This is a genomic window from Moritella sp. PE36 (assembly GCF_000170855.1).
GTDB lineage: Bacteria > Pseudomonadota > Gammaproteobacteria > Enterobacterales > Moritellaceae > Moritella.
The window spans coordinates 1-26976 of the sequence record NZ_ABCQ01000010.1 but is presented as its reverse complement, the minus strand read 5'-3'; the positions used below and the strand labels follow the sequence as shown (position 1 = coordinate 26976).

At 41.3% G+C, this 26976-nt stretch carries 22 protein-coding genes and 1 pseudogene; 2 read left to right on the top strand and 21 right to left on the bottom strand.

The window, feature by feature from the left end; translation table 11 throughout:
* Positions 1–60: 60 nt before the first annotated feature.
* From PE36_RS08240 to PE36_RS08205, 8 genes are all read right to left on the bottom strand, one after another.
* Positions 61–1017, bottom strand: coding sequence for an FHA domain-containing protein (locus PE36_RS08240; RefSeq protein WP_043994313.1), 957 nt, complete (start codon positions 1015–1017; stop codon positions 61–63).
* A gap of 41 nt (positions 1018–1058) precedes the next feature.
* Positions 1059–1907 (bottom strand): GGDEF domain-containing protein, encoded by an 849-nt coding sequence (locus PE36_RS08235; protein WP_006031535.1) that lies wholly within the window; start codon positions 1905–1907, stop codon positions 1059–1061.
* Positions 1908–2277: 370 nt separating this feature from the next.
* Positions 2278–2979, bottom strand: a complete 702-nt coding sequence (locus tag PE36_RS08230; protein ID WP_006031534.1) for a hypothetical protein — start codon at positions 2977–2979, stop codon at positions 2278–2280.
* 53 nt (positions 2980–3032) lie between these two features.
* A complete protein-coding gene (locus tag PE36_RS08225; RefSeq protein WP_006031533.1) occupies positions 3033–4538 on the bottom strand; it encodes a hypothetical protein in 1506 nt (501 codons plus the stop codon).
* Positions 4539–4683: 145 nt separating this feature from the next.
* Positions 4684–8634, bottom strand: coding sequence for a TOMM system kinase/cyclase fusion protein (locus PE36_RS08220; RefSeq protein WP_006031532.1), 3951 nt, complete (start codon positions 8632–8634; stop codon positions 4684–4686).
* 311 nt (positions 8635–8945) lie between these two features.
* A complete protein-coding gene (locus PE36_RS08215) occupies positions 8946–9299 on the bottom strand; it encodes a hypothetical protein (RefSeq protein WP_006031531.1) in 354 nt (117 codons plus the stop codon).
* 171 nt (positions 9300–9470) lie between these two features.
* Positions 9471–10685, bottom strand: coding sequence for a DEAD/DEAH box helicase (locus PE36_RS08210; protein WP_043994329.1), 1215 nt, complete (start codon positions 10683–10685; stop codon positions 9471–9473).
* Between the two features lie 115 nt (positions 10686–10800).
* A complete protein-coding gene (locus tag PE36_RS08205; RefSeq protein ID WP_006031529.1) occupies positions 10801–11781 on the bottom strand; it encodes a sensor domain-containing diguanylate cyclase in 981 nt (326 codons plus the stop codon).
* Between the two features lie 428 nt (positions 11782–12209).
* Here PE36_RS08205 and PE36_RS08200 point away from each other — a divergent pair, with 428 nt between their 5' ends.
* The gene (locus PE36_RS08200) at positions 12210–13307 is read left to right on the top strand and encodes a YcjF family protein (RefSeq protein ID WP_006031527.1); all 1098 of its coding nucleotides are present in this window, start codon (positions 12210–12212) and stop codon (positions 13305–13307) included.
* Positions 13294–14850, top strand: a complete 1557-nt coding sequence (locus PE36_RS08195; RefSeq protein ID WP_006031526.1) for a GTPase family protein — start codon at positions 13294–13296, stop codon at positions 14848–14850. The genes PE36_RS08200 and PE36_RS08195 overlap by 14 nt, the downstream gene beginning before the upstream one ends.
* Positions 14851–14975: 125 nt before the next feature.
* Here PE36_RS08195 and dsbD read toward each other — a convergent pair whose 3' ends face one another.
* From dsbD to PE36_RS08130, 13 genes and pseudogenes are all read right to left on the bottom strand, one after another.
* On the bottom strand, positions 14976–16853 hold the full coding sequence (gene dsbD / locus PE36_RS08190) for a protein-disulfide reductase DsbD (protein WP_006031525.1): 1878 nt from the start codon (positions 16851–16853) through the stop codon (positions 14976–14978).
* On the bottom strand, positions 16850–17725 hold the full coding sequence (locus tag PE36_RS08185) for an FAD:protein FMN transferase (RefSeq protein WP_006031524.1): 876 nt from the start codon (positions 17723–17725) through the stop codon (positions 16850–16852). The genes dsbD and PE36_RS08185 overlap by 4 nt, the downstream gene beginning before the upstream one ends.
* Complete coding sequence (locus PE36_RS08180; RefSeq protein WP_006031523.1) at positions 17715–18920, bottom strand: DUF3570 domain-containing protein; 1206 nt, start codon at positions 18918–18920, stop codon at positions 17715–17717. Before PE36_RS08180 ends, PE36_RS08185 begins: the two co-directional genes overlap by 11 nt.
* 106 nt (positions 18921–19026) lie before the next feature.
* Positions 19027–19761 carry a DUF4266 domain-containing protein gene (locus PE36_RS24380; protein WP_006031522.1) on the bottom strand — a complete coding sequence of 245 codons (735 nt, stop codon included), beginning with the start codon at positions 19759–19761 and terminating at the stop codon, positions 19027–19029.
* Complete coding sequence (locus PE36_RS08170; RefSeq protein WP_006031521.1) at positions 19758–20222, bottom strand: TlpA disulfide reductase family protein; 465 nt, start codon at positions 20220–20222, stop codon at positions 19758–19760. The genes PE36_RS24380 and PE36_RS08170 overlap by 4 nt, the downstream gene beginning before the upstream one ends.
* A 72-nt stretch (positions 20223–20294) precedes the next feature.
* Positions 20295–21503 carry a VWA domain-containing protein gene (locus tag PE36_RS08165; protein ID WP_006031520.1) on the bottom strand — a complete coding sequence of 403 codons (1209 nt, stop codon included), beginning with the start codon at positions 21501–21503 and terminating at the stop codon, positions 20295–20297.
* Positions 21500–22117 (bottom strand): tight adherence pilus pseudopilin TadF, encoded by a 618-nt coding sequence (gene tadF, locus PE36_RS08160; RefSeq protein ID WP_006031519.1) that lies wholly within the window; start codon positions 22115–22117, stop codon positions 21500–21502. Before tadF ends, PE36_RS08165 begins: the two co-directional genes overlap by 4 nt.
* Positions 22107–22595 (bottom strand): TadE/TadG family type IV pilus assembly protein, encoded by a 489-nt coding sequence (locus PE36_RS08155; protein WP_006031518.1) that lies wholly within the window; start codon positions 22593–22595, stop codon positions 22107–22109. Before PE36_RS08155 ends, tadF begins: the two co-directional genes overlap by 11 nt.
* On the bottom strand, positions 22592–23455 hold the full coding sequence (locus PE36_RS08150; protein ID WP_006031517.1) for a tetratricopeptide repeat protein: 864 nt from the start codon (positions 23453–23455) through the stop codon (positions 22592–22594). The genes PE36_RS08155 and PE36_RS08150 overlap by 4 nt, the downstream gene beginning before the upstream one ends.
* Before the next feature lie 2 nt (positions 23456–23457).
* Positions 23458–24342 (bottom strand): type II secretion system F family protein, encoded by an 885-nt coding sequence (locus PE36_RS08145; RefSeq protein ID WP_006031516.1) that lies wholly within the window; start codon positions 24340–24342, stop codon positions 23458–23460.
* A complete protein-coding gene (locus PE36_RS08140) occupies positions 24342–25277 on the bottom strand; it encodes a type II secretion system F family protein (protein ID WP_006031515.1) in 936 nt (311 codons plus the stop codon). Before PE36_RS08140 ends, PE36_RS08145 begins: the two co-directional genes overlap by 1 nt.
* Entirely contained in the window at positions 25274–26632 is a 1359-nt protein-coding gene (locus PE36_RS08135) for a CpaF family protein (protein ID WP_006031514.1), read from the bottom strand. The genes PE36_RS08140 and PE36_RS08135 overlap by 4 nt, the downstream gene beginning before the upstream one ends.
* Positions 26632–26976, bottom strand: a pseudogene (locus PE36_RS08130) (hypothetical protein); the annotation flags it as partial. The pseudogene PE36_RS08130 and the gene PE36_RS08135, both read right to left, overlap by 1 nt.

The window sequence follows — 26976 nt, the reverse complement described above, 5'->3', positions numbered from 1 at the left end:
TTTAGCGCTTATACCCTCTCTATTACCAAACTAATTGCTCTTTAGCTCAGTAATTATTCATCAAACAGTTTTACTTTTAACTGCTATGAACTCAGCACCACCAGTGATCTCTACGTTGTCATAAGCAAAGCGGATTTCTCTTGTTCGTCGTTCAATAGCCTGCGGTAAACGAGTCGAGTTAGACAATAACTTAACAATCTGCTTGCGAAAACGATATATTTGAATATTTATATGGTTTTCACTCTGTCCCAGCATCTTGCTCAGTAACTCTTTATCAATCCAGCCTTGCTCACTTGCTCTCAGCCCTTGAGCTATGTCTTCCAGACGTTTTCGAGCTAGAATTAACAATAAATAGTGATGATTACGTTGTCCTAAATCGTATTCCTGCTCACCCATGATGAGTTTCATCGCAACATGTTCTTCATTTTGACTAACCACAAATTGTATTGATGTTTGTTCTACCGTTGCAAGAACCAAAACATCGTTATGCAAGGTTTCCGCAGTGGCACTGGCTTCAATAAAACGCCACGCTTGTTCTCGGCTACCGACCAAATCTCCGGTTTTAAGCACAGATACACCAGATTCACTTTCGCATACCCAGTGACCACTGGCCGATATGTATAACGTATTCTCTGGCTGGTCTTCATTCGGTAATACTGTTAAATCTTTCAGCACCACAGTCGGTAATCCAGGCGTCACTGGTATTAACAAGCTATTTGGCGGAGACAGATCAACAATACGCCATGTATCACCGGACAGGCTGGCGAAATTAATCAGGTCACCCAGATGTAAATGGTGAGCACTACCTCGATGAATCAGTTTACCATTAACATAAGTACCATTACTGCTGGAATCTTGCAGTACCCACATACCGCGATCCCAAAAAATAGTTGCATGCATTCGAGAAGCATCGGGTGAAAACAATAAGGTGTGCGAAGAATTAGGGTGCCGACCAAAGAGATGCTGTAGCATTAAAGTGACTTGCTCTTCGGTATTAAGATTAATAATTTTTGCCATAAGCAACTCCATCTATAATTATTTAGTCGTATCTGTTACATTTACAGTTCTGTGCAGGGCGCCAATTCAACACAATTTCGCCCCTTTCCTTTCGCTCGATATAAAGCTTTATCCGCGCGGGCAAACAAGCTATCCAATGTGTCATGACTCTGAAACTTGGCACTGCCGATACTGCAAGATAGCTTAAATTTAGCTAATGAACTATTTCTAGCTACCGCATGTTTAATCTCCTGCGCAAAACATGAGATGAAATGTTTATCTGCATCATTGATCAAAATAGTAAACTCATCTCCAGCGAATCGAAATATCTGTGCACGTTCACTGCTGAACTGTAATAATAGCTGCGCAAAATTGGCCAACACAAGGTCCCCGGTTTGGTGACCGTGTTTATCGTTAACCCGTTTAAAACCATCAAGATCAATTATAAGTAGTGAGAAATTCACTTGTTTTTTATAGCTACTTACAGCTAATTGTTGATAGCAGTGTTCAAATTGATTTCTGTTAGCTAACCCCGTCAAGCTGTCTTGAAATGCCAGCAATTTCACTTTCTGATATTCCAGCGCATTGCGTAACGGATAGACTAACACTTTAGATAACAAGGTTAATAACGTTTGCTGTGCTATCGTCAGGCTTTGTTCTAAATCACACTCTAATTGACCCAAAGTATAACCGTCATCAGACAAATCGAACTGTAAGCTAGTATTACCGGGAGCCAACATTTCTGTTGTAAAAATGCAATTTTCAGTTTGAAACGCCAGATTGCAGATAGGGATATATTCGCTGAGACTCTGCTTGAAAATAGCTAATAATACTTCAGGATCCAGACTGGACTGCAATTTATTCGCCAAATCGATGCAGGCTTTGTCGGCTGCTTTGGGTTTGAACCGCATATTGAACAATCGCGGATATGTGAGGCTAAAATTAAATAACTTATGAAGTAACCGAGTGTGTGCTGTCATTGTTATTATCACCAACTTATGTTTCCAAGTCAGCAATATAAAATATCTGACCTTCCTCAAGTTATTATTAAAATAATAACGGGGCTCGTCACTGTTTCTATTATACAACTTGCTAAAAGGCAAACTGTGTATTAGTAAACAATCTAGATCCAGATTATCCTTTTTAAGAGCTAAAAAATATTACAACTTATTACACTTGTAATAAGTTGTAATATTACACTTATTTTATGAAGTAAAGCATGCCAAATTTATATCGTGACGACTTGCTCTTTCACAATAAAATGACAGTAAGTTGAATGTATTACCAAGATGCTTTATAAGTATTACTACCAAGGAAAGTTGTTAATCCGTTAACATCATTACAACTTAAATAGTCGCCAATAATACCTGCAGTTTGCATTGAGATACACTGCGCATTAGCTAGCTTAATAGAGCTTAATATAGTTACAATTTCACTTTTTTGTGTACAAGCGATAACGTCATCACGTACCGCTTTGTCAGATGCAATTGCATGGATTAATAACGCTAACTTACCTTGTTCAGTACTGCTGAGGATCGTAACATCTTTATCTGCCAGCTGAGTTTGCTCAACAAAATCAAGATTATCTGTATTTGAAAAAGCACAGCGGTAGTTCGCATTACCTAACAATAGTTTAAGTCGTGGCTCAGCATCTAGACTGCCCGTAACATCAACCAATAATGATGCAAAATCGTCGCTCATCACGACACTTGATAATTTACTTGGTTCGTCAAGATAACGATCGACAAGATCGAGTAACACATTAGACTCTGCAAGCTGAATAACCGAGTTAGGTAAATAATATAAATCTTTCAACTTTGCTTTTAATTTTGCTTTATTATCGCCCTCGCCCGAAATACCCGGATAGATAGAACTAGTAGTAATTTGCAATTCATTGTCGCTAACCATAGCAACGATTAATTGAATACAGCAAAATTGATCGCGAAATAAAAATAACTTCTCTATATCTGTAGTATTTGGCATTTACTCTCTTCCTTATTTTTTAGTTTTATGACTTATTTATTATTTTTTTGTGACTAATTTGATAAATTAATCTTAGTTCCAGTAAACACATCTTTTATTCTTTCCGAAAAAATAAAATCGTTAAACTTCGCTTTATTGGCACGTTTATGGCAACCGCTACAGCTCGTTCTTTTTTTACTGAAGGCTTCCAATATTGGATTTTCAAGTTTTTCTGGCTTTACATATCCCATATCTGACCACTGATTATTAATTATGCGGTAATTTTTCCATACACTATTTTTAAGTTCCCGCATTGTGGCATTGTTGTAACTGGTTAGATTTTTGACGTCCTGCTCAGAAGGATGTAAAACTATGGTACTTTTTTCGCAAGGTTCTTCCTTCCCACAACCATTTTTATTGATTGGACATGAGGATAAATTTTGCTGCCACAGGCCCTTTTCATTCACACACACTTTTCGTAATCCAGTCCAATCCTGCTTAAAAAAGGCCCAAGAGTTACCTAATGTAGGTTTGATACTATTCTCTGTTAATTCTTCGATACCATCCTCAGTAAAGGTGTACGAAGGAGCATTCCCAACAAATTCATACGTTGCCCAGCTCCACTTATTAGTTTCGTTAGCGCTAGACCCAGGTGAACCAATGTTTTTAGGATTATTTTTATTTACTATATGCATTGCCGATAGGCCTACAACGTTAAGTTCACATATTTCCATTCCATCCGCTGTTTCCGACGTAACCACTGCGAACGACTTATGGTAATTAGCAAATTCTTCAGGCTGTAATACTTTCCAGGCCGCTTTAATGAAGATGGCTCCTCGTACGGCACTTTGTGTGATGCCGTACTGTTCAGAAACTCCTTTAGCAACCGGATAATTTATGTCATCAGTTACTGATGAAGATAACCCTTTTGAAAATTCAAAAGCCGGTTTATTCATATACACTTGATACCTGACTGCCTGCGCATTAATATCAACAACAATATCATTTTGCGGATTCACAGCATTCGTTAATACTTCTATTTTAGGTCCTCGAGGCACTGTCGGATATTGCTTAATAAAGGCTGTATATTTAGAGCCTTTCCCCTGAGACGTTTTCTCAAATAAATAACCACATGATGTAGGAATGGTAAAATCATTCTCATCCCAATTATTTATATCCGTATATTTCACCTGGTGAGTCGTTGGCCATGATTGCCACACAGGGAAGGTATCAGCCTGTTCCGAACTTTTTAAAGCATAATTAGGCAAGCCAATTGTATCCCCATCGACAGGCCAGTTAAGCGCATGAAACTGTCGATAAGCATCACGGATCAAAGTTTGGTTGGTTCGATTATTGCCTAATGTCGCGGCAAAACAAGCAAGAATTGAAAATGGTTTATTACTGATATTCTGATAACCGGGACAGGATGTAGTGGTCGGTAATTGATTAATTAACGCATCATTCGTAGCCGTATTATTATCATTAGTATATGAGTTTGCGATCGCACTATAAAAACATAGAAGCAAAACAACAGCACCTATAATTAGTTGTTTTTTCTTATCATTTATCAAGACATCCATATAAAACTTAAATTTCCTTTCTTCATTAGAATAATATTGAACATGTTAAACAGTGATCAAATAAAGTGTATATAACAGGATAAGGCGTAGATTATCTTATTTACTAAGAAATAATATTACGCCTTATTACATAAACAGGGTGGATTTAACTAAAAAGGGGGTCAGAGAGACTCTTTTGAATAGCCAGAATATCGAATGCAAAACGTTTTTCACCATCACACTCGAGCTGCGCTAATGCAGAGGTCATCAAGGTTGTACTTTGTTCACGTTGGTCTAATTTCGCGTAACTCTGAGCCATTAATGCCTGCATCCAAGCGCGATGAGAAATAGCACCCGCGCTAGACCATTCTATATAACCCGCATCCATTAATTCTAAACCATGCTGTTTTCCCTCAACATTAACTAATACCCAGCCGAGTAGAAACGTTGACATTGATTTCCAGGTAACGATATTGTTTTTGCTGGCAATTTCTTGCGAACGTAGCGCATACTTTTTCATCGATTTAAAATCTTTCATGTAATACGCAAATTGAGCACGGTGGAAATAAAAGAACGCAAGGGTATGTGGGTCTTGAGAATCATTAGCCGCATCATAGGCGAGATCTAATTCTTGCTTAGCCAGTATAAGATTGCTGCTCTCGAGCTCATCCCTCTCTAATAACGCTAACGCATGATGTGAATGTAAGGCACTCAACAGATCATAAGGGACATGTCTTCGGTAATTATCCTTACAAGCAACCAAATTAGACTCACTAACTTGGTTATATTTATATTTTGCCAAGCTATATTCTTGGTACGCTTGGGGAGCGTCTCCCGAAGAATGAAGTATAAGCGCATTCACAAAATGAATTAACGCCGTGAAATGTTCAGGTATGGTCACTAACTTATCCAGTTCGTTATATTTCATTAACCCCTGTGGTAATTGAGTTAGTACCGCGTAATTGATCATCAGACTAAAGTAAATTGAACATTGTCTTTCTGAATCTAATTTTTCCAGTGGCAGTTTATCTATCTTGGCGATATTTCTTTTATAGTCTTCAGAGCCAAAGCCTTTCACTGTCATTAACAACATACTATAAGTTAAACGTAAGTCAGCCTCGCATGTCGGTCTATCGTCCTCAACAATACGATGTAAATTATTCAGCGAGTGTTCAATCATATTCATGGCATAAATAAAATGGCCGTCAATCGACAGCGCTGTACCTATGTTCACAGATTGTTCAAATGCCTTAACTGCATTACCGGAGTCAAAAAGATGATCAATATAAATCAACGGGGTTTTCTTGATTATCTCCGATTGCCCTTGTTCCAATATATAGACAATTTTTTTGTGCGACTCTAGCGTTGCCGATTGTGTTTGACTGTCATACGCGGCATCCTTCACTAACGCATGCTTGAAAATATAACTATCGCCCGCGACTTTACGTTGCAGATAAATGATCTCAGCATCAAGCAATTCATTCAGATCATTCTGCACCTGACTTTCACCGTAATGAGAAGCGGCAACCAACAGCTCATAATCAAATTCACGGCCTATAGTCGCTGCTAATTGAGCTGTCTCTTTAGCATAAAGCAAACCATCAAGTTTTTGCTGTAAAGAATCCCGTAAGCTATTTGGCACTTTATCAAGCTTATCAGGGTTCACAAAATCAATTACGCCATTAAGTTTGTGTACTAGCTCTTTTTGTTTCAGCATATTAGCCAATTCTTCAATAAATAGCGGGATACCATCAGTACGCGCTATTAATACATCCAGCACATTTTCCGACACTGTTTCATCATCAAACAATGCGAGGATAAATTTGACCGTCGCTGCCGTAGTTAGCTTATGTAGTGTTATAGAGTCAAAACCCAATTGTTCTAACGATACCGGTAACGCTTTACGAGATGTACTAATAACAACATCACTTGTGGATTTTAGTACCGTAACAAATTCAGCAATGAACTCTAAACTGGTTGGGTCTGCCCAGTGTAGATCTTCAAAAATAAACAAATTTCGTTGTTTGACAGCACTCTCTAGGTCACATTGTCCATCACTGATTTTTTCATCCGCGAGCAAGGCTATCAAGGTCGAAAATAGCAATTTCTTTTGTACTTCAGGGACCATATCACTAAGCGGTAAGCTGCCGTCCAAAGGTAAATTAAGCCAGCTACAGAGTACCGAAAAACCTTGGTTTTTCTCCTCAAGCGTGTTGTTTTCTAGGGTTCTTAACTCCATCGTCTGCATGGCCTGAGTTAAGCGCTGTAATGCAACTTGAGGAGCTATATCATTTAATGAATAACGATATTTCAATATTTTTAGTATCGGATAGAGGGCATTATTTTTATGTTCAGGCAAGCACTGAGCTATATGGTGACGCATTTTCAGGGCTGTATGTCTCAGCTCAAATACCAGCCTAGATTTACCGATGCCAGCCTCACCGCAAACATGCACTAAGTTAGTCGTATTTTGTTCACTATCATTTAACAGTTCTGAAAGTTGTTCAAGTTCCTGTTCACGCCCAATAAATGCGTAATTTTTCTGGCTACTGCGTAAAAAACCAAATGCTTCAACCTGACGTTCGGCGAGTAAACGGAACAGCTGTGTTTCCACACGACCCACGCCCAACATGCAGGCTTGCGCAGGTTCGAATTCGATATAACTTTTCAACAAATCACGGCTAACATCTGAACACAGTATCTGCTCACCGTCAGCCATACGTGCAAGTTGCATCGCAATATTTGGCGTATCACCTTCTGGTGTAGCATCGGCATAGCTCGTCACTAACCCAGTGTGCATACCAATGCGGATCTCCATTTCAATACCTTGACTAGTTCTTAGCAAGGCATTACGCTTATTTAAATTACTAATAATATCCAGAGCCGTGCGCGCGCAGAGACGGACATCATTATCACTCACCATTGGATACCCAAAATAAAATAATAAGCTGTCGCCTAAGCTACCCACATGACATGCTCCATAGCGGATCGCAGTATCTAGACATTGATTTTTTTGGTCTCGATGCAATGCATCAACGACTTCATGATCGATCGGGTTATCGGTCACCGAGCGTGCGCTTAAAAAAATACTTAATGCCGTGATCTGCTTGCGTTCAGTAAGCCCTGTATAATAAATAGCATTGTTATTGATCAGCGTCTCATCACAATCCATTGGTAGTAATTTTCTATCTGATAGCCTGTTCTGTTCTTTTCGGGAAACGAGTTCACCAACCAAATTAGAGAGGTTAATATGGATGAGATCTTTGTATAATGCAGCAGCATTAACACTGCGTTCATGTGCTTTTTTCTGCAGTACTCGTCGAAGCAGCGCCGCGATAGGATGACCGACAATGGCGGCTGGCAGAGGCACATTTTCTTGGCTCAGCTGCTTATGAAATATAGACGCAAGATTGGAGCCTGTGATTGCGGGTTGACCGGTTAAACATTCAATGAATACCAAGCCCCAAACATAAAGATCAGTCTTTAATGTCGGCGGCTCTCCCCTAAGCTGTTCCGGTGCACTATAAGAAGGCGTACCTAAGGTTTCTTGCGTCAAGGTAATACTTTTATAATCAAGTTGACGCGCTTCGCTGATCAGGGTCCCAATGCCAAAATCTAATACCTTGGCATGCGTTTTTGCCCCGGATTTGGTTAGCATAATATTGGCTGGTTTAATATCTCGGTGGATCACGCCTTGCTTATGAGCGTGCGCTAACGCATCCAGTACCTGCGACATAACTTCAACGGTTTCCACCGGAGATAAGGCACCAGACTCGATCAAGGTTTGCTTTAATGTTTTTCCATCAACATATTCAAATACCGCATAAAGTAATTCACCACAATGAACTTTATCTAATAAACGTACGATATTAGGATGTTGCAATAGACCGACGAGTTGAGTTTCACGTTGAAAACGTTCTATATAACGCTGCTTTTTCGCATCATCAAACTCAGCACTGATCGACAAAAATTTGATCGCGACACTTTGGCCTGTATTGAGCTGTTTAGCCCGATAAACGCAACCAAAGCCGCCTTCACCGATTTTTTCAAGCAACTCATAAGCACTCGAATTAAATTGTTTAGCTAGCGCATCAGGATTTTTTATAGAGTTAAGCATGATAGTATGTATATTCTAGGACTATGTGTTAAAAACAAATATTACGTCACAAAACCTACACGAACAATATCAAAACCATATAAAGCATTGAATAGTCTAGTATTTAGCATTTAAATCAAAAATCACGCCAAACAACAGTTTATTCTGCTTATTATTTAACTTCACAAAAACAGAAAATCTGATAATACCGTAATACAGTACCACCTATGGAGTAACATTCTAAACGTCGACCATGAATAATCTTAAACCCTATTAGCCATAAACAAACGCAAGAGCAGAAAGAGCTAACTGATACTAACCTAGCTGTTTTATCACACTGGCATTAACTGAAATTGGATACTCTGCTTATGCCCTGTAAAAACACCCTTTATGTCATACAACACACTCTCATTGGATCTTGGGCTAACCTGGTAAGAACTGCTAGAGCTGCCGTAGGCATGATCCCAAGAAAATTCAACTTGAAAACTTCGATCCTGGGCTGCATAGGTTGCACTGCCCTTAGGCCCCATCATCGTATCTGATTTGCTTGCGCACGCCCATGCTTGCGAGAATATTATCTCTTTTGGTGGCGCTTCAGTAAATTTACCGTGCTCAACATCAATGCCAATTAATACCAATGTTTTACCCGTAAAGTTATTTACCGTCATATCGACTGGTCTACCCATTTTACTTCTCCGCTATAACTCTAAACTAGCATGCTATCTATGATTTCCCGTTGCAGTTAATATATCCAATTTCCATAACAATATGTATTACACATTATTACAGGCACAAAAAAGCGACTCAAGTGAGTCGCTACAATTCATTTATTAATACTATCCATTCTTACCGAACAGTTATTTTTTCTTCGCTGGGCGGCGGCGACGTGGTGGTTGAGAACGTTTTGGTACATAACCTAAGATAGAGTCAGGGATACCAACTTTCGCTTCAAAACCTTCAACTTCTTTACGTTCGATAACATGGTCTAGCAATTGTTCGATAGCACATAAGTTACGGAAATCATCACGAGAAACGAATGAAATCGCTTCACCGGATGCACCAGCACGGCCAGTACGACCAATACGGTGAACATAATCAGCCTGTTCTTCAGGTAGATCGTAGTTTACTACGCGGTCTAAATCATCAATATCAATACCACGAGAAGCAACACCAGTCGCAACAAGAAAGCTTAGTTCACCGGCTTTAAATTCTGCTAATAACTGCTCACGCATCGCTTGGCTACGACCACTGTGGAATGATTCTGCTTTAATGCCACGTTTTTCAAGTTGACTTACTAACTTAGCCGCACCACGTTTTGTTTCAATAAAGATTAACGCTTGCTTCCAGTCATTTTCAATAATCATGTGGCTAAGCAATGCCGATTTCACATCTTTATCTACAACAGTTAACCACTGGTCAATTTCTGGTGCAGTTGTATTTTCTGGTTCAATCGAAATTTCCAGCGCGTAGTTAATAGCAGTTTTTGCTAAGAAACGTACTTTGTTCGATAACGTTGCCGAAAACAGTAAGTTTTGACGTTCTTGCGGTAAACGCTCGATGATTTTGTTGATATCGTTAACAAAACCCATATCTAACATTCTGTCCGCTTCATCGATAACTAATACTTCGAGTTCGTCAAAGTGAAGCGCACGTTGATGTGCCATATCGAGTAAACGACCAGGCGTCGCAACCAGAATATCAACACCTTCAATGAGGCGTTGTTTTTGTGGGTCCATATCAACACCACCGTACATCGCCATTGATGTTAGGTGTAAATGTTTACCGTATTGCTCAACGTTTTCTGCTACCTGAATTGCCAATTCACGTGTTGGAGTTAAGATCAGCGCACGAATACGCTTCGCACGTAGTGTGTGTTTGTGGCTGAACATTTGTAATAGTGGTAATACAAAACTTGCAGTTTTACCTGTACCGGTTTGCGCAGCGGCAATCAGGTTTTTGCCCGATAAAATCGCAGGAATTGCTTTTTGTTGAATCGGCGTAGGTTGCTCGTAGCCTAACTCAGCTACTGCTTGGGTAATTAATTTGTTTAATCCAAACTTAGAAAATGGCATTTGTAATCTCAGGTGTTTGATAAATAAGTAAAATAGGTAAACTGTTAGGATTGGAATAAGTAACAGTTGGATATTGGCGTGCATTCTAACACGAAGCGAGAGTTTACGGGATAATTTAACGTTTACTGTTTTTATTTCGATACATAAGTCGATCAGCTTGCGCAATCATGTCTTCAAGCACTGTCGTTCGCTCATAATCAAATGTTTGATAACCATAACTAATCGATGTTATTTCACCGACATCGTATTCTGACGCCGCAAGGTTATAGCATTCTAATATGCGAGAACAAAGCGCCTCTAATTGTACGTCGTGAATACTTTCATCATTAAACGACGTCATAATAATAAACTCATCACCGCCGATACGCGCAATAATATCACTTTCTCGACCATTTTCTTTTAGCACATTAGCAAGGGTGATAATACATTGATCACCCACTTGATGACCTTGCTTATCATTAATTTGCTTTAAATTATCAATATCAAGATAAACAATCCCTATAGTTTGCTTTGCACGTCGTGCGTCTTTAATGCGTTGCTCACCAAGAAATGACAGCCCTCTGCGATTATTAAGACCCGTTAATTCATCCGTTAACGCCAAATCATGGATCGCTTCATAATCATGCAGCATTTGTAAATCCGCAGTGATCAAACGACAAAACTGTTCAAGTAGCTTAATCAGCGTTGGTGAATACTCAGTTTCTTTGGTATCAATGATACAAATAGTGCCAAATAGTTGACCGGAAGGCCAAAAAATGGGTAAACCACAATAAGAACGTATCTTACCCTCAACTACAGGTGGAGATAGTTTCCAGTAAGCGTCAGATTTAGCCTGTTGAATATTCAGTTCTTGCTTGGTTTCGACAATCTTTCGACAAAAGCTATTTATGTCCCATGGCCACGTCACATCACGAGACAGAAAGCTGTCTTCATTTTGACTCGCAACCACCACGTTAAATTCATCTTTACGTAATTGAACAATCGCACCACATGCCGAATCAAACAATTCAGCAATAAGATCAACAGTTTGCTGCCACTTATCGAGATCAATAATACTTTGCTGTGCACGAGATAAACAAGATTGACTATCAAACATGGCGATTGTCCTTTTGAAACTAGAATAATCATTATAAAACTGAACATATTAGGAAGGATATACCTCTATTTCATTAACTAAGCATAAGCAACCATGTTGTAGATAAATGACTCGAGGTTTATGTCATATTCTAAATAATTGTTTAAAACACAATATGAATAAATAACAAAAGTTATTAATATTGCAGTTTTTATCATTAACGAAGTCATAATAAAATGCTAGGTGCAGCACTATCGCCAATCATATTGGTTATAATCATGTGGTCCAACATTGCATATGCATTAATTGTCGGTGACATCATAGAATGATATGACTGGACATTTGTATTATCCGCAACGCTTGGTTATAGCGTCTATTTCTTGTATGTTTATTTTCGCTCATCGTTTTCATCAATATCTTTCACCATTAACACAAAGAGCTATTAAGTCATGTTTGATGCCATTAAAGAATTCTTTAACCCTAGTGAAAACCCAAATATATCCAAAGCATTCGAGTATCAAAATATCCATTTACCAACATTATGGTTATTGGGTAAAACGGGCGCAGGTAAATCATCATTAATCCAAGCGATCACGGGTGATAGTGATGTTGAAGTCGGTAATGGATTCGAGCCTTGTACCATGACATCACACGCGTATAGCTATCCTAAAGCGACGCCGTTACTGCGTTTTCTTGATACCCGAGGGTTATCAGAAGCGGATTACGATCCTGCTGACGATATTAAAATCAGTGCGCGACAAGGCCATGCTTTACTTGTCATTGCCAAAGCAGAAGAACCTGAACAAAGTGATGTCATTAACGCACTAAAGAAGATTAAAAAACAAAATTCAATCAAGCAGATCTTAGTCATCCATACCGCAGTTAAGCAACTCAGTGCTGATGAGCAAGCTAAAACGGTGCAATACAATCAACAACAGTTCGAAAAAGTATGGGGTGGTGAAATTCCGCACGTCGAGGTCGACTTCGAACTCGTTAACGGCGATACATTTGGCATTTCAACGTTAAAAGACAAGCTAACGGCATTATTACCGATTATCCAACAGTTTAATCACCAGCAGCAACATGCCGATACCGAAGGTGCTAATTTTCAAACATTAAAAACAGAAGTACTCTGGTATGCGGGTTCTGCTGGCGCAGCAGATGCAATTCCGGCGGTTGGTTTGGTTGCCGTGCCGAGTATCCAAGCAAAAATGCTACACAGTTTAGCCAACCAATACGGTGTCGATTGGGATAAACAAGCATTTGCAGAATTTATCGGCACGTTAGGGTCGGGTTTTGCTTTCCAATATGCATCTAAGTTCGGTATTCGCCAATTAGTCAAATTAATCCCTGCTTACGGGCAAACCATAGGTAGTGCATCCGCGGCAGTGATTAGCTTTGCATCTACCTATGCCATTGGCCGTGCAGCGTGCAAATACATGTATCATAAGAGCAAAGGCGAAGTTGTATCGAATCAGGACATGCAAACGATATACAAAGACGCCCTAGCAAATATTAAAGAGGTAGCGAAAAGTGAAACGCGTTAAGAACAGCCTGACACAGTTAAATAACCTCTCGGCAGGTGTAACCACAGTGCTGACATTAGCGGTATTCCTGCCTGTACTGGTACTGTGTGGTTTTGGTTTATATGCCATTATTCAATATGGCTATACTCTGGAGTTTGCGATTGTATTAGTCGCTACATTCCTGCTCTCTTATATCCCGCTGCTACTATTACGTCAAAAAGCCCAAGTGAAAATAGCTGAATTGCGAATGCCTGAAAACAGTGTACCTGAAGACAGCTTAGTGACAGCCTCTGCCGATTGGTCTGATGCCGAAAATTCAATTTGGCAACGTCTTAACCAACAGATTGAAGCACAACTTGCCGAAGATGATGCATGGGGATCGTTAAAAACACACGGTCTTGTTATAGCGAATACCACCGCCGAAGAGTTTTCCCGTGGTAATCTGCAATTTTCGGTCACTGACGGGTTAAAACTATTGGAAGAAGTGAGTCGCCGCTATCGCGCAATTCTCAAAAAGAACGTGCCCTTTGTCGAAAACATTAAAGTCTCTCATTTAAAATTCGCCTATAACCATCAAGATAAAATTGCAACCGGCAAGCAAGCCGCTGGCGTACTCAGTAAAGCTTATCGGGTTTATCAGTTCATCAATCCTGCTGCAGCGATAGCCAAAGAAGTGCGTAACAAGTTACTCGGAGATATGGCTGGGAATGTCGGAGCCAATTTACAGCTCAATATGAAAAGAGCGTTTCTGCAAGAAGTCGCCGCGGTTGCAATTGATTTATACAGTGGTCGTTTTTCCATTGAAGAAAGCGATATTAACAAAAGCACGATCGCAGTTGAAGATGAAAGCCGTCAGCCAGAACAACTGGAACCCTTACGGATTGCAGTGATCGGACAAATCAGTGCCGGTAAGTCGTCGCTTATCAACACCATAAAAGGGGCGCTTGACGCAGAAGTAAGCGCCCTGCCCTCCACCAGCGAAGTACATGTTTATAGCTGTGCTGTTAGTGATATTGAAGTACTAAACTTGGTTGATTTGCCCGGCCTTGATGGTAATGAACAGACCAACAAAACAGTGCTTAAGCATGTAACCAATGCGGATATGGTGTTGTGGGTGCTAAAAGCCAACCAATCATCACGACAGCTTGATCGTCAATTCATGCTTAGCTTAGATGAATTTTACGCGCATAAAGATAACTTGCATCGAAAGAAGCCCGTGATCACCGGGATTTTAAACCAAGTTGATAAGTTAAAACCGTCATCTGAATGGTCACCACCGTATGATTTAACCCAATCTGATTCAGCAAAAGTGATGACGATTAACAAAGCCATTGAGTACAACCAAAAGTTACTTGGCTTCGATACGATCATCCCGACTTCGTTTTCAACTGACTCGAAGACGTGGGGACAGGAAAGTCTAGAACAACTGATTGCCAATAATGTCGATGCAAGCATTAACGTGCAACGTAATCGGCAGCGTTTAGAGGGGGGCAATACCAGCGCGTCAGCACAATTTAAGCGCGTATTTAAAGGCGGGACAAGCTTGTTTAAAAATCTTATTTAAACAATTATTTTGAAATAATAACATGTTAAACCCCTCCAAACATTTAGCAGGTCACAACAAAAAAATGCTGGGAGGATGACGACGCCCCCCTGCATTAATTTATAACGCTGGGCACTTGAATTGAATTAACTTAACGGAACCGCTTCAGCGACCAATTTAAGGTGTGCTAAAAATTGTTGTTTATCCATCTCACCAACAACGCGTAATTGCTCCATTTCATTACCGTTACCATCAAAGAACAACATACTTGGCGGTCCAAATAACTTCGATTTCGCCATCCATTCTGATTGCGGTTTGGTATTGTCAGTAATATCAAATTTAAGCGCATTGATTGCAGTCATTGCAGTTTCGACACTTGGGTCTGAAAACACCTGTTTGTCCATCACTTTACACGATGTACACCAGTCAGCGTAGAGATCTACCATGGTCACGACTTTGGGCGCTTGCAGGTTATTGATCGCATTATCGATAGTTTGCACCGACGCTGTTTTCATAAACAGCGGCGATGAGCCTTGTTCTGCGCCTGGGCTAATAACGCTGCGCTGAGTGATATGCTGCAACGGATCGGCTATATCATCGGCTCCTGTCATCATGCCCACAAGTAACATAGCGCCGTAAACCAAGGATACGAATACCACGACGTGTCGTAACCACAAACGACTTGCTTGTATATTCGTGATATTATTGATGTACATTGCACAGCTAATCATAAGCAATGCCCACAAGCCTAGTGTCACACTCGGAGCAGCAAACCGGCTGATAAGTAAGATAGCGATCGCCAGTAGCATCACGCCAAACCCTTGTTTAACACGGACCATCCAAGGGCCGCTGCTTGGTAAGAATTTACCACCCGACGTACCGATTATCACCAAGGGTACGCCCATGCCTAATGCCATCACGAACAATACACCACCACCAAACAACCAGTCTTGAGTGGTAGAAACATACAATAATGCACCCGCAAGTGGCGCTGATACACAGGGCGAAACCACCAAGGCTGAAATAGCGCCCATCATAAATACCGTTATCGTCTTACCACCCGTTAAACGTTGCGATTGGTTATTCAATGCGACCTGTAAACGCGATGGTAATTGCAACTCATAAACACCAAACATCGCCAGCGCTAACAATACAAATAAACCCGAAAATATCACTAACAACCAGGTTTGTTGCATCGCAGCTTGTATATTAACGCCCTGCCCAACCGTCGCCATTAACACGCCAATCAGTGCATAGCTTGAGGCCATTCCCAGCACATATGCTACCGAAATATAGAAACCTTTCCAGCCCGTCATGCCAGAACCTTGACCACCAATGATGCTCGATAAAATAGGGATCATCGGCAATACACAGGGGGTGAAAGCAAGCCCTAAACCAAGCACGAAGAAAAGTAACAAGGCTTGTGTTCGTCCAGCCCCCGCTAACATACTCGCTAAACTTTGACTGTCATTCGCTGACGCCGTTGTCACATTAAGTAATTGGCTTGAAACAGGACTGATAGGTTCAACAACAGACTGCATTACCGGAATGTTGGTCACCTTAGCGTCAAGTTCAATCACTTTGCGCTGGGGTAAATAACATAAACCACTGTCAGCACACCCTTGGTAGCGGACCTTAACACTGCCACTTCCCGTAAACGGCAAGGTAACTGTTAACGGTTGATGATAAACCTTCACTAAACCAAAATTAGGATCTTGTTTTTGTTCTGCGATGACTGAAAATTGTGGTTTAGCTAAGTTGACATCGCCATCTACGACCTTAAACGAAAAACGCTTGTGATAAAGGTAATAACCCTTCTCTGTGGCAAACGTTAATACCAATTTATTGCCATCTTCAGCGCTTAATATTTGTGATGAAAATGGAAAGGCTTGATTAACCGTGAGGAATTCAGATTCAGTATTACTGCTAGTTTGAGTCTGAGCAATAGTGCTAATACTGGTTAACAGTAGCAACATGATACATAGCTGCTTCATTGCATCATTTAATTTAAAAAGTAACTTCATGATAATAAAAAATCCGTATTTTGATGAACATTCAACTGCTCATCAACTAATGCAAACCCAATCTCTTCGGGAACCGTTAAGCGAGGGTTAATCGTTAATGCTGTGCTTATGATCCCAGCTTGTAATGCGCTATCAGCAACAACCGTCACTGAAATAACCTGCTGGTGAGTATCTTGTGACGCGAGAATATGAGAACTTTCTTGGTCTGAAAACTGTTGTCGCCTTGCATAATGCGCGGATGTTGTCAGCGCCTGATTACGCAGTGGTAAGGCAAACAACGCTTGCGTCTGTTGATGAGGGTTAACAACCCCCACCACAAAATCACTACCATCCACTTTACAGCCCGACGCGCGAACATCGCCACCAAAGTTAATTAGCGCACCACTACTCGCTTGCTCTACAATTGCCATTGCCTGATCAACGGCGACTTCTTTAATCACGCCACCGAGATCCAATTGTGTAATAGGGAAATGCATAATCAAGATATTATCTTCTATATCCCATGCCGCTAATCCCATATAAGGAGCAGCACCTTGGTAGACCTGTTCACGCGTTTTCGCACTGCTTTGCAATAACGTTTTGACTGTACCAACCGTGATGTCAAAGATCCCCTGCGTCGCAATACTATATTCACGTACCTTAGTTAAAATATCTCGGGTTTCAGCATCGATAACCACACGTTTACCACTGCGTTGATTAATCGCTTTCGTTAACATTGAAGTATCAGAATAGAAGTTAAACTTTGCCTCTAAGCGGCGTGTATTTGCTTCAATATTCCGTGCTAATCCCGCTGCGTCCGAGGCAATCAAGGTCACTTCACAAGGGACTGTCATTGCCATAAAACGATGTACATAAGCGTGCTTAATAGTCATATGTTACCCCGACAGCCCACCAGCGACTGGCATAACCATTACTCTGCTCATAATAAGCAGCTAAAGCATTCACTCGCCATTTAGCTGATAGCTTAAGGCTTGCTCCCAGTTCAAAGGCATTGGCATTAAAATCACCTAAGCGAATATCCGAAGTGGCATAACCTGTTGAAGCGAATGTTGGGTCTGCCGCTTTCGGATCAATGAAGAAATTAGCACCTTGCTGGGTATACCAAAAATAACCCGGCGCAAGCGTTAACCAGTCAGTGACTTTGACACTCATTTTGCCACCCAGTTGATGTGACATTACGCCCCAATCATCGGCGAAGAATTTATAACGCGGGCGCACCACAACACGGTCACTCACACTGTAAAAGGTTTGTAAGTTCACCCCGCCAGACAGTCGTATATCAGGGCGTGAATCTTGGCCTAAAAACACTTCATCATCACCAATACTGCCATCGCCATCAATATCTACTTCACGTAACACAGTAAGATAATGATTACTCAAATAACCACTTTTATAACCGCCATAAGCCGTAAAGGTCGCATACAAATTAGGGGTGAATACTTGTGACATCCCGACTTCCATGCTTGATGTGAAAATGTCTTCCCATTGCTGACTATTACCGCCATTTTGATATTCCTGAAATGCCAATGTCTGATCAGAAAGAATAGAACCACCAAGGCTAAACGAACGGTTTTTACTGCTATCCGTATAGATTAATACTTTCGCATTGGCGCCCATGCTTTTGTAATCTTCCTCTTGCGAGTAGTTCACGCCGACGGTCCATTCATCTCGGTCTTTATCACGGAAGGTCACATTTGTTGCCGCAGAATAACGAGTATCCTCTAACTCAACAGGGCGTATCTCGTAATTGTCACGATAAGGGTCATAACCCGCACGAATCACTTCCGAGGTCATGTCCTGTGCATCTTGCGTAATTTGATCATGCGATCCAGATGGCGGTGTAGTCGCAACCCAAGCAGGTGACGCACCAGATACCGTGTCGTAGCCCAATTCGGCGGTAATGGTCCAATCTAAACCAATATTCTTTTCTAATGACAGAAGATTATCACCGGCATTAATTTTATCACCGTATTCTTCAAAACTCATGTGGTGTATAGAAATATGATCGGCCGCGGATACTGAACCAGCAACAAGACCAAGTAAGGTTAAAGGTAATTTTATATTCATTATTTATCATTCATCATTAATTAATTACAACCGTGATTTATCAGCTATTCCTTATAAATCACTTACGATATAACCAGCGTTTATTTATGCGCTATACAAGGTGCTTTTAGTTACAACCACAGCCGCCACCACCAACACCATTACCGCCAATCGAGCCTTGCTTATAAGCAAACACTTTTTCAGAGAACACATCAAACTCAGGTACTTCACCACCGGGTTTCATCGCCTTTTTCGCCAGAGTGCCCTTTTGCCAAGGTTTCACTGGCTTCACGCTAAACCAGTCACTAATAGCCGATAATAATGACGGTTCTTCATATACTTCATTACTCGCAGGTGTGACTAATGCCGATATATTCAATACAGGCTGAACCGATATGACTGTTGGCATAACACTTGGTATAGTTGCATGCGTTACCGTTGCTATAGCTGCAGGTTGAGTAACCGAAAGCGCCGACAATGGTTGAATTGGCACCGTTGGCACATCAATAGTCGCATGAACTGCTGGCGTTATCTTCAATGGCAAAGGAAGAATAATGGGAACCTGCTTAACTTTACTTTCAGGTTTCTCTGCCGACTCAACTATCAATAATTCAGGCTTTGACGCTGGCAGCTTCCTTACGTCCTTCACAACAGGGGCTGTAATGATCGCAGATGTTTCAGCTACCGGCTTAGTATCTGTTACAGGTTTACTAGACACGGGTAATACTTCCGTTATAGCCTGCAGCCCTTGATAAGTAACACTAGAAACTGACTCTGTCATTTGGATTACTGCAGCTTGCAAACCAAAACTGGCTAATAACAACGAAGAAGACAATAAAGTTAACTGTGAATAGGATTTCATTGACCTAACCCCATCCCTTTCAAATCACTCATGATCACATCACCGATATGATTGATAGCGCCATAACGCACCTTTAAAACTTGGCCTTGATAAATGTAATACAGCGCTGGCATACCAATAGGTTGAAAATCATCAACCAAGGTTTGCTTTGCATCATTAACAACACGGAAGTTCAATCCAAGCGATTGTTGAAACGCAATACCTGCAGCCACGTCCTCATCGACATCGACACCAACAACATCAACCCCTAATGCATGTAATGACGGCACTAACTGATTCACTTCAGGTAATTCAGCACGGCAAGACACGCACCACTCAGCAAAGAAATCAATTAACGACACTCGATTGGGGTTTAACCCGAGTTGCTGCTGAGCAGCTGCAGAAAGCATTTCGCCTCGTTGATAAGCGTACGCTTGGCTAGACAACAATAATGTGAACACCACAAGCCATTTTTTAAACATAACTACCTCTAATACAATTAATTTAACTAATTTTTAAACTGATTTATAAAACAACGGAACAAGACTTAATTTCTACTCACCCAGTACAATCCGTACCTTGGTTTCAATATTGATATTGATTGCATCCTCAAAATAATCCGCTAACTCAGCCGTATTGTTAGCATCAAACACGGATCCATTCCTGCCTGCGCATTGCTTAAATTGCTTGATGCGATCTGCCGACACCCCAAAACCAATAAAGCTAACTTGAATATTAAGATCTTGCTGGATCACATCACACAAGCCAGCACTCATTAAGTCATTGAAATAATCTCGTCGGTTATCATCACCATCAGTAAACAAGATCAAACGCTGAGTCAGGGATGATGATTGCACAGGTGTGACTTGCCACTCTTTTTGCCATTGATCAGTCAGTGTGCGAACGCCCCAAATAAATCCTTGATAAGACGCGGTACTGCCACCACTCGTATCTAATGACTCGACGTAGCGAATGACACGATTAAGGTTGTTTGTCAGTGGTAAAATAAATGAAGTCTCGCTACAGCGGTCTAACCAACGACCCGGCGTTACTTCGTTAAAATCCAAACGGTCTGACGAATAATTTAACGACTGCACAGTTTTATCCGCATCTAAATTGCCGTTTCTATACACCAGACCATCCACACACTTAGGACTTGCTTCAGAGCTAAGTAACCAAGGCGCACCGCTCACACCAACTCCCGTTTGAAACGGCACAATTGAAAAACGAACCTGATTACTACTTGGAACGATATCGCTGATTACATCGGTAATAATTTTTTTCAACTCAGGTAAATGCCATGTCATCGAGCCTGAGATATCCAGAACCAGAGAGAAATCTACCGGATTTTGAATCCCATTCACATTCACATTCTGAACCAACTTAGCGCTTGACTGACTGTTTGATACAACCTCAGTATCACTATCAATCGCAACGGGCAGCGCGTTCACCATCGCAGGTTCAAATCTATATTGCGCCGAGATCTGACAGCCATTATTGCTGTTTAACTTGACGCTTTTATTCAATTCCGGTAGCACGAAATTCGGTCGGTAATAATCCAAAATACCCTCTGTTACCACTCCTGTGTCGTTTTGCTGATAAGCACAAGCAAGTACTGCTGAATCAGCCGCTTGCCCTGCTCGAATAACAACTTGGCTGTACATAGCAAAAAACACCGTAATGGCTAATAAACTCACTATCGCAGGCAACATAAAGGTGAATGTTAACGTTATCGCACCACGTTGACGCTGTATTACACTCATAGTGCACGCCCGATTAATAACGCAGAGCTCTGATAAAAACTGTCACTAAAACGGAGTAAAAATAAGGGCGTGAAATCCTCCGCAATACTACTCATTCCTTTAATACAAAGAGTGACTTGAAATAGTTCAGCATGCTGACCTGCATTTAAGCCTGGAGTCGTGCCAATTGGAGATAAATCAGTTAAGGACAATAGCCGTTGCCTCGATAAGCATTCCGCACCAGCGTTAATATCATATAATCGTGATTTCTGTGTTGACGAATCAAACACCACTTGCTCAACATGAAGTCCAATTTCTGCTGAGGAATCCTCAATCAAAGTATTGAAATGGCGTTGCGCAACCAGCAGTAAATAATCAGCAAGCTCGGTCGAAATAATCTTTACTGTTGGTGTAGAGGAGCCAGAGCCCGACACAAGCATGGTATTGTCACATCGTTCACAAGCAACAATAGATGTGAGTGAATAAGCCAAGTTATCGAGTTGATTTTTTTGGCTAATGCCTTGATTTATTCTCACTATAAATAACACCAAAATGACCATGAAAAATGTGATCACAGGTAATTCAATAACGCTGCTGCCTCGCTGTAACGTGCGCATATTAGATTTAATTAACATAGCTATCACTCCCCTCTAACGAAACTAAGATCGTGCGTTTAAAGCTAGTTAAACGGCTAAAGCTATCAATCTGACCTGAAATAAATAGCGCTTGGTAAGGGTATACCAGCGTGAATTCCGCAAAGTCTTGTTGCTGAAAATCTTCTAATCCCGAACCATCTGCAAGCGACGTTAAAGATGTGTAGTAGCGAGCCTCAACTGTGACCTTGTTGCTATCAAGTAAGGGTAAATCTAGTTCAGACAAGGTTAGTTGTAATTTGCTGGTCAGATCTTCACCTGCACTTGTTACCACCAACTGTCGAGCGGCAGAAGTGAGCGCCACATCAATAACACTGCTCACCATCATAAAACGGCTTATTTCGATGAGTGCTAACAGCAATACAAAAAACGGTAAAATAGTCACCGCAAACTCAATACTGACACTGCCTCGCTGACTCCGCTTTACTTGGCTACAATTCATTTTGTTACGAATTGTCATTGCTTAACCTGCTGTAACGGCAGTAGTTGTAGCGGCTGAAATTGTTGATAATAGGTTACATTATTTTCCAGTTCGGCTTTAGTCAGATCTTGTTTGGCAATCGCTTTGGCCGCGTCAAGATCCCCTTTCATGGCAAATGCTAACGCTAAATTTTGACGACTTTTAGATGTTGAATTACCACGTGCATAGTGTGAATAAAGCACATCGATACCCTGCTGCGGCTGACCATCTAAGATCCAAGCCAAGGCTAAGTTGTTACGGTATTCTAGATTCTCTGGTTCATTGGCTAACGCCCCAATAAACGCCGTCCTGGCATGGCCATAATCTTTAAATAACGCATAATTAACACCTAAACTATTTAATGCTTTCGCATCATCAGGCAACAATGCTACTGCCTGTTTTAAATCAGCTAATGCAGGTTTCACTTGCCCTAACCCTTGTTGTGCATTGCCTTTTTCACGTAATATCTGCCCACGAATTTCACTCGACTCATCCGAGTTACTTGATTCATTCAATTCACCCGCGTCACTAAGTAGCAAATATTGCGCCTTTTTAAGGTGGTGTAACGCTAAATCAAACTCAGATATTTGGTTGTAAGCCGAGCCTAAATCCAGCAATAATGAGATATCATTTGGCTGCATTTTCAGTTGGTTACGATAAATACTAATCGCACTCTCTGGTCGGCCACTCTCGAGTGCAAGCTGTGCGAGTCCACGATCAGTTTTCATATCTTCGGTTATATTGGCTTGATGAGAACTACACCCCGTCAAGGCTACAACCCCACAGATTAATAACAGCTGTGGTAACGATTTTTTAAACATCATGTTTGTTAATACTGTTTTTATTAATGCTAAGGCCATGATTACAATCCTCCTATGCTGTCTAATAAGGCGATAATAGTGGGCGCAACAATCAGTACCACTACTGGAAGCATGATTAACACCACTACAGGTAATGACATTTTCGCAGGGATCTTGCCGACTTTTTCTTCTAAACGAAGATATTGATATTGGCGACTGTCACTGGCAATCAGACGCATCGTTGGGGCTATTTTACTGCCGTATTTTTCTGCTTGAGACAATGCAATAACCATGTTTTCAACTTCAACTAAATCTGTACGCTTGGCTAAGTTATTCAATGCGGTTAAACGAGAATCTAATAAACGTAACTCCGCTTCGGTAATTAACCATTCACGCGATAACTCAGGTGAAACGGCCGTCATCTCATGACCTACACGTTGGAATACCGCTTCTAAAGTCAAACCTGATTCAACACAAATAACCATCAAATCTAATGCATCAGGTAAGGCTAGAGCAATACGATAATTGACAGTCCTCGCCCGCCATTTCAGCCAATGCTCTGCCAGTAAACCACCTGAAATAGCGAACACTAAGGTTTTAGCTAACACAAATTTATCTAAGTCAAAATCGACATACCATTGCCAAGCCAACCCACTGATTAACATCACGCTTATTTTGCTCAGTAAAAAATAAGCACCTGCTCGCGGTCCATGAAAACCCGCCTTCACCAATAACATCGAGATATCAGGCGCAACGTTTAAACGCGGCCATAAACTGGATGTGGACTCTGCTTGAGGTAAATGAGTAAATCTGCGGCTCTGTTCAACCGATACCAACGTCAAACGCTGCAACAGCAATTCTCGACGTTGAGCCTGACCATTAAACATCAACGCAATCACAGCTCCTGTGATAAGTAACGCGACAGCAATCCATAAAGATAAAGTCATTAAGCGCGCACCTTCGTTAACAAATGGATAATAGCCATACCAAGCGCCATACTGGTCACCACATACCCCAAAACCAAATGACCTCTTGGACTTTGCGTTAAGGTAATAAAAGCACTCGGGTTTTTGAAATACATAACGCCAATAAGTAATATCGGTAAACTTGCTAAAATTGCCGCAGTCATACGAGGCTCGGCAGTTAAACTTCTTATCTTCATTTTAATTGCGGCATTGTCATGCACAGTACGGCTCAGGCTATGTAGCACTTCTCTAAGTTGACCGCCGTTCTCTTCATTTAATATCAGCGCGACACTAAAAAAGTGAAAACTAACATAGGGCAAACGAATACTGGCTTGATTCAGCGCTTGCTTTAAGCCAATACCAATTTCTAATTTATCTCGGATCAAACTAAACTCTCGGCCTAGCATCCCCTGCTGATAATCAGCAATCTGCGCAATGGCTTGCGGTACCGAAATACCAGCCGAAACCGCACGGGACATTTGCCCCAGCACTTGGGTAAACGCGGCGTCAAATTCACGATGTTGACGTGTACGCATCAGCCAATAACTCCCCCCAAGAACGACAGGAAAAGCAATCGCAATAATCATCATTCTCACTAGAGATGAAAAAAATGGTATGAAAAACCAAATGCCAAGCACGACAACAGCCAAGATTATCAATAACCAACGCTTAGTTTTACGATCAAAAAGCGAATCAATACGAGATTGCATCTGCAACCCATATTCCATCAACGGTCCTGTTTTCTGCTGCCAAATAAACAAGCTAGAACTAGCCATATTCGCTGTCGAATTAACGCCGGAAACTAAATTTAATCGACGCTTTAATACGAGCCGTTGCCGCTGATATTGCAGCACTTTACAACTACTCACGATTAACACCAAAAATAACGAGAAACCAATTATAATCACTGGCATCATTGCACTCCTAGCGCTTGCTTTAACTGCGATTCAAGTTGGTAATAACTGGCTTTTTCACTAAACCGGGGTAATATTTTTGTCGATAAGAATTGCCCAACAAGATCGCCATTAACATCCATGTGCTGATAATCAAAATGAAATAGATCATGGGTAAGATACTGATCACCTTCAAGGCCGACAACTTCGGTAATGTTTACTACACGACGCTTACCATCTCGCATACGTTCCACTTGCACAATGACCTCTAAGGTACTGGCGATTTGACGACGTAATGCCGATATAGGCAGATTTACTTCTGCCATCAATAACATATTTTCCAAGCGAATTAAGGCGTCATGAGGTGAGTTAGCATGAAGCGTTGACATCGAACCATCATGACCCGTATTCATCGCTTGCATCATATCAAACGCTTCGGCACCACGGACCTCGCCTAAGATAATACGATCAGGGCGCATTCGTAGTGCATTACGTAACAGTTCACGTTGACCGATTGCTGCAACACCTTCCACACTTGCTGGTCGTGTTTCGATACTCACCACATGAGGCTGTTGTAGTTTCAATTCAGCTGCATCTTCAATAGTGATAATCCGCTCATCTGGTGATATTCCAAATGACAACGCATTCAATAAGGTCGTTTTACCCGCACCCGTACCGCCCGAGATCAATACATTAACACGTGAACGAGCAATAATATTCAGCACACTCGCCATCTCTGTTGACATAGCGCCCAATGCAGCAAGCTGTTCTAAACTGTGTTTTTGATCATTAAATTTACGAATAGAAATACACGTACCGTTTAATGCCAGCGGTGGGATAAGTACATTGACTCGACTACCGTTTGGCAAGCGCGCATCGACCATAGGCGTAGTTTCATCAACACGACGGCCAATTCGACTGACTATACGCCTGGCCAAGTTCAACACATGTTCTTCATCTCGAAAGCTGACATCTGCACGCTTTACTTTACCGCGATACTCAACAAAGACTTCGGTATGTCCATTAACCATAATATCGGTGATCTCAGGATCATCCATCAACACCTGCAAAGGACCGAGGCCAAGCATCTCATCGACCAGACGCTGACTAATCTGGCGTTGTTCAATCCCGCCAATTGGAAATTGCTGACGTGTTGCAATATCCCCAACCGCTGCAAATGTACGAACCTCTAGCTCTTCCGGACTTAAGGTAACAACAACAGCTGGCGCAATGATCGTCATGATCTCTTGTTGAATGGACCGAAAGCGCTGCTCTTCAATACTGCTTGCTGAACTCACATCCGTAGCAGGCGTTGATAATGAGAGTGTCAATGCAGATTCAGTTATAGGCGTCGAGGTGGTTATACTAGATCCAAACATTATGCCCCCTTACGCCAGCTGAACAAGCTTGGTTTTGCTATTTGAGCTTGGCCACTAATTAAGTTGACGAGTTTTTTCAATGCTTTTGCATTGCGACTTTTTTGGTTAATCGCTAACACACCCAACGAGTTACCCGCGCGCATATCTGCTGGCGCATAAGGAATTTCCGCATCCAATTTACAATCCAGAGTAGTCGCCACATCCTTGGCGGTAATCAAAGATGAAGACTCAGGCTTGGTATGATTAAGCACCACTAATGTACGTGTTGAAGGTAACGCGTCTAATTTTGCCAATAACTGATTGGTGCTACGAATCGATGCCAATGTAGGTTCCACAATAACAAC

Coding starts and splice junctions, on each gene's coding strand:
- dsbD (WP_006031525.1), bottom strand. CDS start 16,853: ATGAAGTTACTTTTTAAATTAAATGATGCAATGAAGCAGCTATGTATC.
- PE36_RS08135 (WP_006031514.1), bottom strand. CDS start 26,632: ATGTTTGGATCTAGTATAACCACCTCGACGCCTATAACTGAATCTGCA.
- PE36_RS08165 (WP_006031520.1), bottom strand. CDS start 21,503: ATGAGTGTAATACAGCGTCAACGTGGTGCGATAACGTTAACATTCACC.
- PE36_RS08185 (WP_006031524.1), bottom strand. CDS start 17,725: ATGACTATTAAGCACGCTTATGTACATCGTTTTATGGCAATGACAGTC.
- PE36_RS08180 (WP_006031523.1), bottom strand. CDS start 18,920: ATGAATATAAAATTACCTTTAACCTTACTTGGTCTTGTTGCTGGTTCA.
- PE36_RS08230 (WP_006031534.1), bottom strand. CDS start 2,979: ATGCCAAATACTACAGATATAGAGAAGTTATTTTTATTTCGCGATCAA.
- PE36_RS08145 (WP_006031516.1), bottom strand. CDS start 24,342: ATGACTTTATCTTTATGGATTGCTGTCGCGTTACTTATCACAGGAGCT.
- PE36_RS24380 (WP_006031522.1), bottom strand. CDS start 19,761: ATGAAATCCTATTCACAGTTAACTTTATTGTCTTCTTCGTTGTTATTA.
- PE36_RS08170 (WP_006031521.1), bottom strand. CDS start 20,222: ATGTTTAAAAAATGGCTTGTGGTGTTCACATTATTGTTGTCTAGCCAA.
- PE36_RS08235 (WP_006031535.1), bottom strand. CDS start 1,907: ATGCGGTTCAAACCCAAAGCAGCCGACAAAGCCTGCATCGATTTGGCG.
- PE36_RS08225 (WP_006031533.1), bottom strand. CDS start 4,538: ATGGATGTCTTGATAAATGATAAGAAAAAACAACTAATTATAGGTGCT.
- PE36_RS08150 (WP_006031517.1), bottom strand. CDS start 23,455: ATGGCCTTAGCATTAATAAAAACAGTATTAACAAACATGATGTTTAAA.
- PE36_RS08140 (WP_006031515.1), bottom strand. CDS start 25,277: ATGATGCCAGTGATTATAATTGGTTTCTCGTTATTTTTGGTGTTAATC.
- PE36_RS08200 (WP_006031527.1), top strand. CDS start 12,210: ATGTTTGATGCCATTAAAGAATTCTTTAACCCTAGTGAAAACCCAAAT.
- tadF (WP_006031519.1), bottom strand. CDS start 22,117: ATGTTAATTAAATCTAATATGCGCACGTTACAGCGAGGCAGCAGCGTT.
- PE36_RS08205 (WP_006031529.1), bottom strand. CDS start 11,781: ATGTTTGATAGTCAATCTTGTTTATCTCGTGCACAGCAAAGTATTATT.
- PE36_RS08220 (WP_006031532.1), bottom strand. CDS start 8,634: ATGCTTAACTCTATAAAAAATCCTGATGCGCTAGCTAAACAATTTAAT.
- PE36_RS08155 (WP_006031518.1), bottom strand. CDS start 22,595: ATGACAATTCGTAACAAAATGAATTGTAGCCAAGTAAAGCGGAGTCAG.
- PE36_RS08215 (WP_006031531.1), bottom strand. CDS start 9,299: ATGGGTAGACCAGTCGATATGACGGTAAATAACTTTACGGGTAAAACA.
- PE36_RS08240 (WP_043994313.1), bottom strand. CDS start 1,017: ATGGCAAAAATTATTAATCTTAATACCGAAGAGCAAGTCACTTTAATG.
- PE36_RS08210 (WP_043994329.1), bottom strand. CDS start 10,685: ATGCCATTTTCTAAGTTTGGATTAAACAAATTAATTACCCAAGCAGTA.